The organism is Stenotrophomonas sp. AGC87 (assembly GCF_057333975.1).
The window spans coordinates 11,461-24,702 of record NZ_JBHFHW010000012.1 but is presented as its reverse complement, the minus strand read 5'-3'; the positions used below and the strand labels follow the sequence as shown (position 1 = coordinate 24,702).

At 67.9% G+C, this 13,242-nt stretch carries 12 protein-coding genes; 5 read left to right on the top strand and 7 right to left on the bottom strand.

What is annotated here, in order from left to right; genetic code table 11:
- Positions 1-31: 31 nt before the first annotated feature.
- Genes hutU through hutI form a run of 4 tightly spaced genes read right to left on the bottom strand, consistent with a single transcriptional unit; the run spans position 32 to position 5,290 of the window.
- Complete coding sequence (gene hutU / locus ACE026_RS05840) at positions 32-1,699, bottom strand: urocanate hydratase (protein WP_486038314.1); 1,668 nt, start codon at positions 1,697-1,699, stop codon at positions 32-34.
- A complete protein-coding gene (gene hutG / locus ACE026_RS05835) occupies positions 1,696-2,529 on the bottom strand; it encodes an N-formylglutamate deformylase (protein WP_486038313.1) in 834 nt (277 codons plus the stop codon). The genes hutU and hutG overlap by 4 nt, the downstream gene beginning before the upstream one ends.
- Positions 2,526-4,067, bottom strand: a complete 1,542-nt coding sequence (gene hutH, locus ACE026_RS05830) for a histidine ammonia-lyase (RefSeq protein WP_486038312.1) — start codon at positions 4,065-4,067, stop codon at positions 2,526-2,528. The genes hutG and hutH overlap by 4 nt, the downstream gene beginning before the upstream one ends.
- A gap of 23 nt (positions 4,068-4,090) precedes the next feature.
- Positions 4,091-5,290, bottom strand: coding sequence for an imidazolonepropionase (hutI, locus tag ACE026_RS05825; RefSeq protein WP_486038311.1), 1,200 nt, complete (start codon positions 5,288-5,290; stop codon positions 4,091-4,093).
- 63 nt (positions 5,291-5,353) lie between these two features.
- On the opposite strand from hutI, the gene ACE026_RS05820 reads away from it, so the two are divergent.
- On the top strand, positions 5,354-6,730 hold the full coding sequence (locus tag ACE026_RS05820) for a formimidoylglutamate deiminase (protein ID WP_486038310.1): 1,377 nt from the start codon (positions 5,354-5,356) through the stop codon (positions 6,728-6,730).
- Between the two features lie 27 nt (positions 6,731-6,757).
- Positions 6,758-7,486, top strand: a complete 729-nt coding sequence (hutC, locus tag ACE026_RS05815) for a histidine utilization repressor (protein ID WP_486038309.1) — start codon at positions 6,758-6,760, stop codon at positions 7,484-7,486.
- A 3-nt stretch (positions 7,487-7,489) separates the two neighbouring features.
- Here the strand turns inward: hutC and ACE026_RS05810 are convergent, their stop codons facing one another.
- The 3 genes from ACE026_RS05810 to ACE026_RS05800 form a co-directional block, all read right to left on the bottom strand.
- Complete coding sequence (locus ACE026_RS05810; protein WP_486038308.1) at positions 7,490-8,524, bottom strand: restriction endonuclease; 1,035 nt, start codon at positions 8,522-8,524, stop codon at positions 7,490-7,492.
- 265 nt (positions 8,525-8,789) lie between these two features.
- Positions 8,790-9,284: a phasin family protein gene (locus tag ACE026_RS05805; RefSeq protein WP_019184310.1), complete on the bottom strand. Its 495-nt coding sequence runs from the start codon at positions 9,282-9,284 to the stop codon at positions 8,790-8,792.
- Positions 9,285-9,382: 98 nt separating this feature from the next.
- The gene (locus tag ACE026_RS05800) at positions 9,383-9,658 is read right to left on the bottom strand and encodes a polyhydroxyalkanoic acid system family protein (RefSeq protein ID WP_313210757.1); all 276 of its coding nucleotides are present in this window, start codon (positions 9,656-9,658) and stop codon (positions 9,383-9,385) included.
- Between the two features lie 121 nt (positions 9,659-9,779).
- On the opposite strand from ACE026_RS05800, the gene ACE026_RS05795 reads away from it, so the two are divergent.
- The 3 genes from ACE026_RS05795 to pheA all read left to right on the top strand — a co-directional run bounded on the left by ACE026_RS05795 (position 9,780) and on the right by pheA (position 13,167).
- Positions 9,780-10,580 carry an FHA domain-containing protein gene (locus ACE026_RS05795; protein ID WP_486038307.1) on the top strand — a complete coding sequence of 267 codons (801 nt, stop codon included), beginning with the start codon at positions 9,780-9,782 and terminating at the stop codon, positions 10,578-10,580.
- 253 nt (positions 10,581-10,833) lie between these two features.
- Positions 10,834-11,919, top strand: coding sequence for a 3-phosphoserine/phosphohydroxythreonine transaminase (gene serC, locus ACE026_RS05790; protein ID WP_486038306.1), 1,086 nt, complete (start codon positions 10,834-10,836; stop codon positions 11,917-11,919).
- Positions 11,920-11,970: 51 nt separating this feature from the next.
- Positions 11,971-13,167 (top strand): prephenate dehydratase, encoded by a 1,197-nt coding sequence (gene pheA, locus ACE026_RS05785; RefSeq protein ID WP_486038305.1) that lies wholly within the window; start codon positions 11,971-11,973, stop codon positions 13,165-13,167.
- Positions 13,168-13,242 lie beyond the last annotated feature (75 nt).

Here is a 13,242-nt window from a genome sequence, read left to right as displayed (position 1 = left end):
GGCCCCGGCACGGGGCGGGGCCCTACCCGTATCAGCCCAGAATCCCAGGCAGATCCAGCCCCTTTTCCTTCGCGCAGTCGACCGCGATCTCATACCCCGCATCGGCATGCCGCATCACGCCCGTGGCCGGGTCGTTCCACAGCACGCGTGCGATGCGTTTGGCTGCCGCTTCGGTGCCATCGCAGACGATGACCATGCCCGAATGCTGCGAGAAGCCCATGCCGACGCCGCCGCCATGGTGCAGCGAGACCCAGGTGGCCCCGCTGGCGGTGTTGAGCAGGGCGTTGAGCAGCGGCCAGTCGGAGACGGCATCGGAGCCGTCCTGCATGGCCTCGGTTTCGCGATTCGGCGAGGCGACACTGCCCGAATCCAGGTGATCACGGCCGATCACCACCGGCGCCTTCAGCTCGCCATTGGCGACCATCTCGTTGAAGGCAAGGCCCAGTCGATCACGATCGCCCAGGCCAACCCAGCAGATCCGCGCGGGCAGGCCCTGGAACTTGATCTTTTCGGCGGCCATGTCCAGCCAGCGGTGCAGGTGCGGGTTGTCCGGGATCAGCTCCTTGACCTTGGCGTCGGTCTTGGCGATGTCTTCCGGATCGCCGCTCAGCGCGGCCCAGCGGAATGGGCCGATGCCGCGACAGAACAGCGGGCGGATGTAGGCGGGCACGAAGCCGGGGAAGTCGAAGGCATCTTCCACGCCTTCTTCCAGCGCCATCTGGCGCAGGTTGTTGCCGTAATCCACGGTCGGTACGCCGAGCGAGTGGAAACCGAGCATGGCGCGGATGTGGTTGGCCATCGATTCGCGCGCGGCGGCTTCCACTTCCTTCGGGGCGGAGACGCGCTTGTCGTCCCATTCTTCCACCGTCCAGCCCTGCGGCAGGTAGCCGTTGACCGGGTCGTGCGCCGAGGTCTGGTCGGTCAGCAGGTCCGGCTTCACGCCGCGGATCAGCAGCTCGTCCAGCACGTCGGCAACGTTGCCGAGCAGGCCCACCGAGAGCGGCTTCTTGGCGGTGCACGATTCCTCGATAAGCCGCAGTGCTTCGTCGAGGTCGTCGGTCCAGGTGTCCAGATAGCCGGTACGCAGGCGCATCTCGATGCTGCTCTTGCGGCACTCCACCGCCAGGCAGGAGGCGCCGGCCATCACCGCGGCCAGCGGCTGCGCGCCGCCCATGCCGCCCAGCCCGCCGGTGAACAGCCATTTGCCGGCCAGGCTGCCGTTGTAGTGCTGGCGGCCCATTTCCACGAAGGTCTCGTAGGTGCCCTGCACGATGCCCTGCGCGCCGATGTAGATCCAGCTGCCGGCCGTCATCTGGCCGTACATGGCCAGGCCCTTCTTATCGAGCTCGTTGAAGTGGTCCCAATTGGCCCAGCGCGGCACCAGGTTGGAGTTGGCGATCAGCACCCGCGGGGCGTCCACGTGGGTACGGAACACACCGACCGGCTTGCCGGACTGCACCAGCAGGGTCTGGTCATCCTCCAGCCGCTGCAGCGTCTCGACGATCTTGTCGTAGCTTTCCCAGTCGCGCGCAGCGCGGCCGATGCCGCCGTAGACCACCAGCTCCTGCGGGCGCTCGGCCACGTCCGGGTGCAGGTTGTTCATCAGCATGCGCAGCGGTGCTTCGGTCAGCCAGCTCTTGCAGGTGAGCGTGGTGCCGGTCGGGGCGAGGATGGTGCGGGTGGAATCGAGACGGGTCATGCAGCACTCCGGGACGTAGCGAAGTCGAGACAGGCATCGAGCACCTGCTGCAGCGTGGCGCGCAGCGGGGCGGCGTGATCGGGATCCAGTGGCGTGGGCCAGCTGTGCTCATCCACGGCCTCGGGCTCGTGCATGTAGCCGCGGCAGGCCAGCTCCATCTGCAGCGTGTGCACGCCGCCGGGGATGTCGCTGTAATGGCGGGTGATGTAGCCGCCCTTGAAGCGGCCGTTGCGCACATGGCTCATGCCGCTCATCGCGCACAGGTTGTCGACCACATCGGTCAGCGCGTTGTCGCAGGTGGTATCGCCGTTGGTGCCGAGGTTGAACTGTGGCAGCTGGCCATCGAACAGGTGCGGGATGTGCGAGCGGATCGAGTGCGCGTCGTACACCACCACGGTGCCGTGCAGGGCACGCAGGCGCGCGATCTCCGCGGCGAGGGCGTGGTGGTAAGGCGCGAACCAGGTATCGCGGCGGCGCGCGATCTCCGCCTCGTCCGGGCCGTGGCCATCGCGGTACAGCGGCTGGTTGTCGAAGGTGGTCAGCGGGCACAGGCCGGTGGTGTTCTGGCCCGGGTACAGCGAGGTGCCGCTGGGGTCACGGTTGACGTCGATGACCGAGCGCGACACCGCGGTACGCACGGTGGTGGCGCCCATCTGCTGCGCGAAGGCGTACAGCTCATGCACCCACCAGTCGGCGTCGCGGCGGGCCAGCCACGGCGAGACGAACTGCGCGGCCAGCGCATCTGGCAATTCGGTGCCGGTGTGCGGCAAGCTGACGATCAGCGGCACATCGCCGTGGTGGATCTGCAGCCAATCCGGTTGGGAAGTCATGCCAGCGGCTCCAGCGGCGGCAAGATGTCGCCCAGCCCGGCAGCCAGCACGCCACTGCGCACCAGGTCGGTCGCGGCCACCATGTCCGGGTGGAAGTAACGGTCGTCTTCCAGCGTCGGCACCTGCGCGCGCAGGCGCTGGCGCACGGCTTCCAGTGCATCGCTGGAGCGCAGCGGGGCATGGAAATCGCAGCCCTGTGCAGCGGCGAGCAGCTCGATGCCGATCACGTTGGCCGCGTTCTCGGCCATCGCCATCAGGCGGCGCGCACCGTGTGCGGCCATTGAGACGTGGTCTTCCTGGTTGGCCGAGGTCGGGATCGAGTCGACGCTGGCCGGGTAGGCGCGCTGCTTGTTTTCCGAGACCAGCGCCGCGGCAGTGACCTGCGGAATCATGAAGCCGGAATTCAAGCCGGGCTTCGGGGTGAGGAACGCGGGCAGCCCGGACAGGGCCGGGTCGACCAGCATTGCGGTGCGGCGCTCGCTGATCGAGCCGATCTCGCACACGGCCATCGCCAGCATGTCCGCCGCGAAGGCAACCGGCTCGGCGTGGAAGTTGCCGCCGCTCAGTGCCTCGTTGGTATCGGTGAATACCAGCGGATTGTCGGACACGCCGTTGGCTTCGATCGCCAGCGTGGTGGCGGCCTGGCGCATCACGTCGAACGCGGCGCCCATCACCTGCGGCTGGCAGCGCAGGCAGTACGGGTCCTGCACGCGCACGTCGTTGTCGCGGTGCGATTCGCGGATCGCCGAGCCCTGCATCAGGGTACGCAGCGCGGCGGCGGTGGCGATCTGCCCGCGCTGGCCACGGATGCTGTGGATGCGCGGATCGAACGGGGTGTCCGAGCCCTTGGCCGCTTCCACCGACAGCGCGCCGGTGACCAGTGCCGCGCGGAAAACGGTGTCGATCGCGAACAGACCGGCCAGTGCATAGGCGGTGGAGTACTGGGTGCCGTTGAGCAGGGCCAGGCCTTCCTTCGCGCCCAGCACCAGCGGGGCCAGGCCGACCTTGGCCAGCGCATCGGCCGCCGGGAGGCGCTCGCCCGCCACGAAGGCTTCGCCGACACCGATCATCACGCTGGCCAGGTGCGAAAGCGGGGCCAGATCGCCCGAGGCGCCGACCGAGCCTTGGCACGGAATCACCGGAATGAAGTCGTGCTGCAGGAAGGCTTCCAGCAGGGCCAGTGTCTGCGGGCGGATACCCGAGGCGCCCTGGGCCAGGCTGGCCAGCTTCAAGGCCATCATCAGGCGCACCACGGGGGCCGGCATGGGCTCGCCGACACCGGCCGCATGCGAGAGCACGATATTGCGCTGCAGGGTTTCCAGGTCGTCGCGCTCGATGCGTACGCTGGCCAACTTGCCGAAGCCGGTATTGATGCCGTACACCGGCGCGCCCTTGGCGACGATGTCGGCCACGGTCTGCGCACTGCGCAGCACGGACGCGGCCGAGGCCGGGTCCAGCCGCACCCGCGCGCCGTCATGGATCGCGCGCCATTGCGCCAGCGTGACGGCGCCGGGGTGCAGGGTCAGGGTAGTGCTCATGAAATCTCCAGACATCACTAGATTCAGACGGGTTGGCCGCGCATCACGCGGCCGTGCAGGGGGTTGAAACCCATGCGGTAGACGAGGTCGGCGGGCGCCTCGATGTCCCACAGGGCGAGGTTGCAGTCCAGGCCGACGGCGAGCCGGCCGATCCGGTCCTGACGGCCAAGGGCGCGCGCCGCTTCGCGGGTGAAGCCTGCGATGCACTCCGCCACCGTCATGCGGAACAGGGTGGCGGCCATGTTCATGGCCAGCAGCGGGCTGGTCAGCGGCGAGGTACCGGGATTGGAATCGGTGGCCAGCGCCAGCGGTACGCCGGCGGCACGCAGTGCGGCGATCGGGGGCAGGGTGGTATCGCGGGTGAAATAGAACGCGCCCGGCAGCAGCACGGCCACGGTACCGGCGCTGCGCATGGCGGCGATGCCGTCGGCGTCGAGGTGTTCGATATGGTCGGCCGACAGTGCGCCGTGACGTGCCGCCAAGGCGGCCCCGTGCTGGTTGCTGAGCTGTTCGGCATGGATCTTGATCGCCAGCCCGTGCTGCTGCGCGGCGAGGAAGACCTGCTCGGCCTGTGCGGCGCTGAAGGCGATGTTCTCGCAGAACACGTCCACCGCCTCGGCCAGCCCGGCCGCCGCGCCGGCCGGAATCATGACGTTGCAGACCTCGTCGATGTACTCCTGCGCCTGCCGGCCCGGCGGGATCGCATGCGCACCGAGGAAGGTCGGCACGATCTCGACCGCGCGCTGACGGCCCAGTTCGCGCGCGACCGTCAGCTGCTTGGTCTCATCGGCGAGGGTCAACCCGTAACCGGATTTGATCTCGAGCGTGGTGATGCCTTCGGCCAGCATGGCATCCAGCCGGGGCAGGCTGGCGGCGAGCAGGTCGGCCTCGCTGGCGGCACGGGTGGCGCGCACGGTGGAGACGATGCCGCCGCCGGCGCGGGCGATGTCGGCATAGCTCACGCCCTGCAGGCGCTGCTCGAACTCGCCGGCGCGGTTGCCGGCATAGACCAGGTGGGTGTGGCAGTCGATCAGGCCGGGGCTGATCCAGCGTCCGGCGCAGTCGATACGCTGGGCCGGCTGCAGATGATCGGCCGAACCCGCCGCCCCGACATGCACGATGCGGCCATTGCTGGCGGCGATCACGCCATTCTCGATCACGCCCAGGCCCGGGCCATCGACGGTGATCAGGTTGGCGTGGTACCAGAGGGTGTCACAGTGCATGGCAGCAACCACATCGGTGTATATGTCTATACAATATAGGCGCCTCTTCCGGGATGTCCAGTGATGTCAGCCACCCCCGCACCGATCCTTCGTTTCCACGCTGCCCACGCACTGCTGCCGCACGGCTGGGCGCGCGATGTGCGCATCCTCAGCCAGGGCGGCACGCTCCTCGAGGTGACCGAAGGTGTGTCGGCCGAGCCGGGTGATACCGCGCTGGCGATCGCGCTGCCGGGCCTGGGCAACCTGCACAGCCACGCCTTCCAGCGCGGCATGGCCGGGCTGACCGAGATCGGCGGCAACAGCGGCGACAGCTTCTGGAGCTGGCGCGAGCTGATGTACCGCTTCCTGGCGCATCTGCAGCCCGAGGCCATGGAGGCGATCGCCGAGCAGGCCTATGTGGAAATGCTGGAATCCGGTTTCACCCGGGTCGGTGAGTTCCATTACCTGCACCACGGCCCGGATGGGGTGCCGTACGCCAATCGTGCCGAAATGGCCGAGCGCATCGCCGCCGCCGCCCACTCCAGTGGCATCGGCCTGACCCTGTTGCCGGTGTTCTACGCGCATGCCGATTTCGGTGGCGCCGCGCCGAACCCGGCCCAGCGCCGTTTGATCCACGACGTCGACGGCTTTGCCGCGCTGCTGCAGGGCTGCACGCGCGCGCTGCAGGACCAGGACGATGCGGTGCTCGGTTTCGCCCCGCACAGCCTGCGCGCGGTGACCGGCGAGGAACTGGCGGCGCTGCTGCCACTCAACGACGGCCCAGTCCACATCCACATCGCCGAGCAGACCCGCGAGGTCGATGCCTGCGTGGCCTGGAGCGGCATGCGCCCGGTGCAGTGGCTGTACGAACACGCGCCGGTGGATGCGCGCTGGTGCCTGGTGCATGCCACCCACATCACCGAGGCAGAGATGCAGCAGATCGTGGCCAGCCAGGCGGTGGCCGGGCTGTGCCCGATCACCGAGGCGAACCTGGGCGACGGGCTGTTCCCGATGCAGGCCTTCGCGCGTGCCGGTGGCCGGTTCGGCGTGGGCTCGGATTCCAACGTGCTGATCGACGCGGCCGAAGAGCTGCGCCTGCTCGAGTACGGCCAGCGTCTGCAGTTGCGCGGGCGCAACGTGCTGGCCCCGGGCGATGGGCAGTCCACCGGCCGTTGGCTGTACGAACAGTCGTTGAACGGTGCTGCGCAGGCCTTGGGCGTAACCACCGGACTGCAGGCAGGCGCACCGGCCGACATCGTCGAACTCGATCCGGACCACCCGGCGCTGATCGCCCGCGACGGCGATGCCTTGCTTGACAGCTGGGTGTTCGCCGCACGTAATGGCGCCGTGCGATCGGTGTGGCGCCAAGGGCGCCAGTTGGTCCGTGACGGTCGCCACCCGCAACGCGAGGCGGTGGCCGCACGGTTCGCCGCGGCACTTCGACCGTTGTTGAGGGTCTGATCCGACCCTCCCATGCAGGAATCCAGAGTGACGGGCAAGAAAGCAGCAACCCTCAATCAGCGCATCCGTGCTGATCTGGAAAGCCGCATCCTCAGTGGACAGTGGGAGCCTGGCTTCCGCATCCCTTACGAACACGAGCTGATGGAGCAGTACGGCTGCTCGCGGATGACCGTGAACAAGGTGCTGACCGCGCTGGCCGAGAGCGGCATGATCGAGCGCCGCCGTCGTGCGGGCTCGTTCGTCGCGCGCCAGCCGCCGCACCTGGAACAGGTGGCGCTGGAGATCCCCGACATCGCGATGGCGGTGGAAGCGCGCGGGCATGTCTATGGTTACCAGCTGCTGGAGCGTGCCTACCGGCGCCCGCGCGAGCAGGTGGCCGAAGAAACCACCTTGGCCGGCGGCGAGAAGCTGCTGGCGATCCGCTGCCTGCACCTGGCCGATGGCCGACCGCTCGCCCTGGAGCATCGCCTGATCAGCCCGGTTGGTGTACCGGAGGTGCTGGAGGTGGATTTCGAGACGACCGCGCCGGGCAGCTGGCTGCTGCAGAACGTCTCGTGGACACGTGCCCAGCACCGGATCAGCGCCTGGGGCGCGGATGAGGCGGCCGCGACGCTGCTGCAGGTCAAACCCGGCACGGCGTGCCTGGTCATCGACCGCCTCACCTGGCGCGGCGAGCAGCCGATCACCTGCGTGCGGCAGATGTTCCTGGGCGATGCCTACGATCTGGTCGCCCGGTTCTCGCCGGGCGCGCGCTGAGCCTTACAGCGTGGTGCACTGCCGCCAGCGGACCGGCTCATCCACGCCGGGGCGCGGGTTGAGCTGGATGCGCACGGTGCGCAGCGCCGGGTAGCGGGTCACTTCCTCGCAGATGAGCGGCCAGATCGTGTCGATCTCGCCGGTGCGGTTGATCGCCAGCGTCTGGCGGGTCAGCCAGATGCCACTGGCCACGCCGGGGCGGCTGGCCACTTTGCGTGACAGCTCCTGCTGGTAGCGGTCCAACGTGGCGTCGTCCGGGTTCGCTTCCATTGCAGGCGGGGCGGCGTCGGCAGCGCGATTTTCAGCGGTCCCAGGGGCTGCCGAGGCTGGCCTCGCAGCCGCAGTGGGCCGGGCGTCGGCCGTGGCGGGTGCTTGCGCTGCGGGAGATGTGGCGGCAGCCGGCGCGGCCACCCCGGTTTCGTCCTCGGCCCACTCCTTTTCCAGCCCGGCGGTCAGCGAGCCCAGCCCGCCCATCAGGCCCAGCGTCGCCGCGCCCAGTGCCGCGATCGAGATACGGCGGAGAGCTTCGCCACGGGCACCGGCCTCGACACGGGCCTCCATGTCGCCCGGCAGGTAGGGTTTCAGCAACGGCCACAGCAGCGGGCCATCGAGGACCTCGACGCTCTGTTTCTCAGCGGCGATGCGTCCATCGCGCTCGACCTTGCCCTCGGTGATCAGGATGCCGCCACGGGCACCGGCCAGGCGCGCAGCGGCACCCAGTTCGTTCACTGCCGCCGTGCCGATCCGGTAGGCGCGGCCATGCTTGCAGGAGAGCAGCCAGCGCTGCGGACCGTCGTGCATCAGGAAATCGCTGCGCGGTTCGCGGCTGTCTGCGGTCTCGTCCGGCACGTCCTGCAGGCCGCGCTGCTCGTGCATCGCGCGCCGGACGATCAGGGAAAACTCGCGCCAGTGCATGCCGGCCAAGGCATTCAGGCCGAGCTGGGTCTCCTTGCGCTTCCGTTTGATCAGCCAGAAGTAAGCCGTGGCCAGGAACCAGACGATGAGGGCCAACAGCAGGGCCAGAATCCAGGAGAGCATGCAGGGGGATATGAACAGGGAAGTGCGATAGACAGTTTATATGCGCCTTTGCACGTCTGCGGCGCGTCGTTTTCGGCCCGGTTCGCATCCGGCGGTCACGTCGGTGACGGCCGTCTCACTTTGCGCGGCCTTGCGGTAGCAGCGCCCACAAAAAACCCGCCAATCCAGAGCCGTGAGGGGAGGGAACAAACGGCGGTGGAAGCGATTGGCGGGTCGATCTGGATTGTCAACAAAGTCGTGCTGCTTTGCAACAATCGAGGTTGGATCAGGCGTCGGAGGTCGGCGACTGGTGCGTACCCGGCGATGGATCGGCCGACGGCGAGGCATTGCGGGCCTCGGCACGGTTGACCCGGGTGTTGAGCGCGTCGATCCGGGCATTGAGCGCGGCGACGTCCTCGGCGGTCGGGATGTGCAGGCGTTTGAGCACGCCCTGGACCCGGTCATCGAAGGCCTTCTCGACCTTGTCCCAGGTGCCGCTGGCCTTTTCGCGGGCCTCGCCGAGGTGTTCCTCGACATTGTCGCGCCAGCGCGGCGTATCGCCGGTCTGCTCGCGGTTGCGGGCCTCGATGTTCTCGCCTTCCTTGACCAGGTTGTCGAAGACACGGCTGCCTTCGGCCTGCGCACGCCCGAAGGCGCCCAGACCGGCCAACCAGATCTGCTGGGCCGAATCGGTCAGCTTGCGCGAGAAGCGCTCGGCCTGATCCTGCAGCGAGGGCTTCTCGCCGGGGATGCGATCGTCGAAGTCGTTGGGTGAATTCATGGGGCGATCCCTTGGGTGGACACCCTTGGATCGTATGCATCGCCGGCTTCAAGCGATGTGATGGCCGGCGCCAGTGCAGCGCCGGGCCGGGCGTCGGTTCAGCCGAGCTTTTCCTGCAACACGCGCTGGATCTCGCTTTCCACCATGCCCTTCATGGCCGAGAGCAGGAAGCCGAGTTTGGCGGTGACCTGCACCTGGCCGGGCTGCAGCGCGATCGCGCCGTCCACGCCGGAGCCGCTGAAGTTCAACACGTCGCCCACCCAGTTGGACTGCAGACCGAAACGCTCGGACAGTTTGGCAGCGACTTCTTCGATGGCTTTGCGCGCATTTTCGGCGGGCAGGGAGTGGGCGTGACGGATATCGATGGTGGACATACAGCCTCTTGGCGGACAACAGCGCGGATTTGGGCGTGCATTGTGCGCATCCTCAGGCACAACTCCAAGGTCTGCGTCACACTTCTTCTTCCCTGACATTCAACCTGCTAGGCTGCGCCGCGTGCAGAACCTGCTAGTTCACTTTACTCAACGCCAACATCCCGACCAGCCCCTGCGGCCCGGGGTGCAGCGCATCGTGCGTCATGCATCGGGCACCGTCCGGCTTGGCGATGACACCCCCGGCACCCTGCTGCTGGCCCAGTTCTGCCTGGATGACCGCGGCCTGTGGCTGCAGGTCGCCAACGGCATCCGCGGCATCCACGTCAACGGCCGCCCGGTGCGCCGGATGGCGCTGCTGCGCGCCGGCGACGCCGTTTACGCCGACGGCGTGGAGATGGTGGTGCAGGGCGATTGCGAAGCTGTCGCGCACGCGCCGCCACGCAGCGATGAGGGTGGCGACGACCAGCGCCTGTTGCGCGGGGTCGGCGGCCAGCACCACGGGCGCAGCTTCACCCTGGACCGGCCGCGCGTGATCGGCCGCGGGCCCGAGGCGGACATCGTGATCGATGACCCCGCCTTCGCCGAGCAGCACGCCCGCCTGGAGCAGCACGGCGAGCATCTGCTGCTGCGCGACCTGGGGGCGGGTGAGTCCACGCGGGTCAATGGCGTCACCGTTCGCCATTGCTGGCTGCAGCCGGGCGACCAGCTGGTCTTCGATGCCCAGCATCGCTTCGTGCTCGAAGTCCCACACGACGGGCGCAAGCGCATCGTGATCGAAGAAGAGGACGACGGCTTCGACGCACGTCAGCGCCCGGAACCGGTGGTTGCGCCCAAACGGGTGAGCCGCTGGCCGTGGCTGCTGGCCAGTGCGTTGCTGCTGGCCGCAGCGCTCAGCGGGCTGCTCTGGTTCGGGGCGCGGTAAACGTCATCGCGTCCGCGCTGACGCCCCGTGATTTGCTACGCAAACCACGGGCCCCCGCGTGACATTGCTTCCAGACCCCGCCGCGTCGCGGCGCCCCCTGACTCAGGGGGCTCGCCTCCAGACATATGGCGGTGGCTCTGGCAGACAGCCGGTCCCCTGGATAGATTCGTTTGCAACCAAATTCGCCTTGTCCTGCAAGGCCTAAAGGCTGGTGCGCTGCGGCATACTAGGGGTCTTGCCTCATAGGTGTGACATGACGCGCGCGTTCAATTTCAGTGCCGGCCCTGCAACGTTGCCGGAATCGGTCCTGCGCCAGGCGCAGGAAGAGATGTTGGAGTGGAACGGCGCGGGCGCCTCCATTGTCGAAATGAGCCACCGCGGCCCGGAGTTCATGGCCGTCGCCGCCCAGGCCGAGGCCGATCTGCGGCGCCTGATCGGCATCCCGGACGACTACGCGGTGCTGTTCCTGGCCGGTGGCGCCACCACCCAGCAGGCGCTGCTCGCGCTCAACTTCGCCCAGCCCGGCCAGACCGTGGATTACGTGCTCACCGGGCACTGGGGCAAGACCGCGATCAAGCAGGTCAGCCCGTACGTCACGGTCAACGTCGCCGCGAGCAGCGAAGCCAACGGCTTCCATGACATCCCGGCGCGCGCCAGCTGGCAGCTTTCCGATGATGCGGCCTACGTGCACATCACCGCCAACGAAACCATCCACGGGGTCGAGTTCCGTGACACCCCGGACGTGGGTGAGGTGCCGCTGTTCGCCGATTTCAGCTCCTCGATCGCCAGCGAGCCGCTGGATGTCAGCCGGTACGGCCTGATCTATGCCGGCGCGCAGAAGAACCTCGGCCCGGTCGGCGTGTCGGTGGTGATCGTGCGGCGCGACCTGCTTGAGCGCAGCGGCCAGCCGCGTGCGGACATCTTCGATTACCGCTCGCACGTCGCCCGCGATTCCATGCTCAACACCCCGCCCACCTGGAACTGGTACCTGGCCGGGCTGGTGTTCCAGTGGATGCTGGCCGAAGGCGGGGTGGAAGAGTTCGCGCGCCGCAACGCGGTCAAGTCGGGCCTGATCTACGGGGCGATCGACCAGTCTGGCGGTTTCTACCGCAATGAGGTCGTCGCGGCCGCACGCTCGCGCATGAACATTCCGTTCTTCCTGCCGGATGACACGCTCAATACGCGTTTCGTCAGTGAATCCAAAGCGGCCGGCCTGCTCGCGCTGAAGGGTCACAAGGCGGTCGGCGGCATCCGTGCCTCGCTGTACAACGCCATGCCGGTGGAGGGCGCGCAGGCGCTGGCCGCCTTCATGCGCGATTTCCAGCAGCGCAACGGCTGACGCATTCGTTTTTCCCGGGGCGCTCGCCGCCCCACTGCAATTGGAACCCAGATGGCCACCAAACCCGCCAAGCCCAAGGCCGCCAAGCCGGCACCGACCCCGCCCAAGGCGGCTGCCCCCGCGAAGAAGGCCAAGGCCGCCAAGCGCGAGGCTGCACCGGCCGTTGCCGCGCCCGTGCTGTCGGACGTGCGCGCCAAGATCGACCATATCGACCGCAGCATCCAGGCACTGATCGCCGAGCGCGCCAACTTCGCCCACCAGGTCGGCAAGGCCAAGGGCAAGCTCGCTGCCGCCGTGGATTACTACCGCCCCGAGCGCGAAGCGCAGGTGCTGCGCATGGTGGTGGACCGCAATGAGGGCCCGCTCAGCGATGAAGTGCTGGTCCACGTCTATCGCGAAATCATGTCGGCCTGCCTGGCCCAGCAGGAGCCGCTGAAGATCGGCTACCTCGGTCCGGAAGGCACCTTCAGCCAGCAGGCTGTGCTCAAGCACTTCGGCCGCTCGGCATTGGGCCTGCCGCTGGCCAGCATCGAAGAAGTGTTCCAGGAAGTGGAAGCGGGCAACGCCGATTTCGGCGTGGTGCCGGTGGAGAACTCGGGGCAGGGCACCATCCAGATCACCCTGGATATGTTCCTGACCTCCAACCTGAAGATCTGCGGTGAAGTGGAACTGCGCGTGCAGCAGTACCTGATGTCGCGCAGCGGCCGGCTGGAGGATGTCGAGCGCGTCTATGGCCACCCGCAGTCGTTCATGCAGACCTCCTCGTGGCTGCGCGCCAACCTGCCCAAGGCCGAGAAGATTCCCGTCTCCAGCAATGGCGAAGGCGCGCGCCGCGCCCGCAATGCCGATGACGCCGCCGCGATCGGTGGCGAGAGCGCCGGGCATGTGTACGGCCTGAAGAAGGTGGTGACCAAGCCGATCCAGAACGACGCGGACAACACCACGCGCTTCCTGGTCATCGGCCGCAACATCTTCCCGACCTCCGGCCATGACCGCACCTCGGTGCTGGTGTTCATCCACGACAAGCCCGGCGCACTGTTCGACGTGCTCAGCCCGTTCGCGCGGCATGGCATCAGCATGAACCGGATCGAGTCGCGCCCCTCGCACAACGCCAAGTGGGAGTACGGCTTCTTCATCGATCTGGCCGGCCATGTCGACGACGAGGGGATGCAGGCGGCCCTGGCCGAACTGAAAGCCCACTCGGCGCAGATCAAGATCCTCGGCTCCTATCCGGTCGCCGTGCCCTGATCCGACCGGCGTAGCCGCCTCGCGCGCTGCGCCCGGCCCGGCGCCCCGAGGGGCGCTGCGGCTTCTCCCGTACAC

Excerpts from the sequence above, each read along its gene's own strand:
- hutU (WP_486038314.1), bottom strand. The coding sequence starts at position 1,699 with ATGACCCGTCTCGATTCCACCCGCACCATCCTCGCCCCGACCGGCACC.
- hutG (WP_486038313.1), bottom strand. The coding sequence starts at position 2,529 with ATGACTTCCCAACCGGATTGGCTGCAGATCCACCACGGCGATGTGCCG.
- hutH (WP_486038312.1), bottom strand. The coding sequence starts at position 4,067 with ATGAGCACTACCCTGACCCTGCACCCCGGCGCCGTCACGCTGGCGCAA.
- hutI (WP_486038311.1), bottom strand. The coding sequence starts at position 5,290 with ATGCACTGTGACACCCTCTGGTACCACGCCAACCTGATCACCGTCGAT.
- ACE026_RS05820 (WP_486038310.1), top strand. The coding sequence starts at position 5,354 with ATGTCAGCCACCCCCGCACCGATCCTTCGTTTCCACGCTGCCCACGCA.
- ACE026_RS05810 (WP_486038308.1), bottom strand. The coding sequence starts at position 8,524 with ATGCTCTCCTGGATTCTGGCCCTGCTGTTGGCCCTCATCGTCTGGTTC.
- ACE026_RS05805 (WP_019184310.1), bottom strand. The coding sequence starts at position 9,284 with ATGAATTCACCCAACGACTTCGACGATCGCATCCCCGGCGAGAAGCCC.
- ACE026_RS05800 (WP_313210757.1), bottom strand. The coding sequence starts at position 9,658 with ATGTCCACCATCGATATCCGTCACGCCCACTCCCTGCCCGCCGAAAAT.
- serC (WP_486038306.1), top strand. The coding sequence starts at position 10,834 with ATGACGCGCGCGTTCAATTTCAGTGCCGGCCCTGCAACGTTGCCGGAA.
- pheA (WP_486038305.1), top strand. The coding sequence starts at position 11,971 with ATGGCCACCAAACCCGCCAAGCCCAAGGCCGCCAAGCCGGCACCGACC.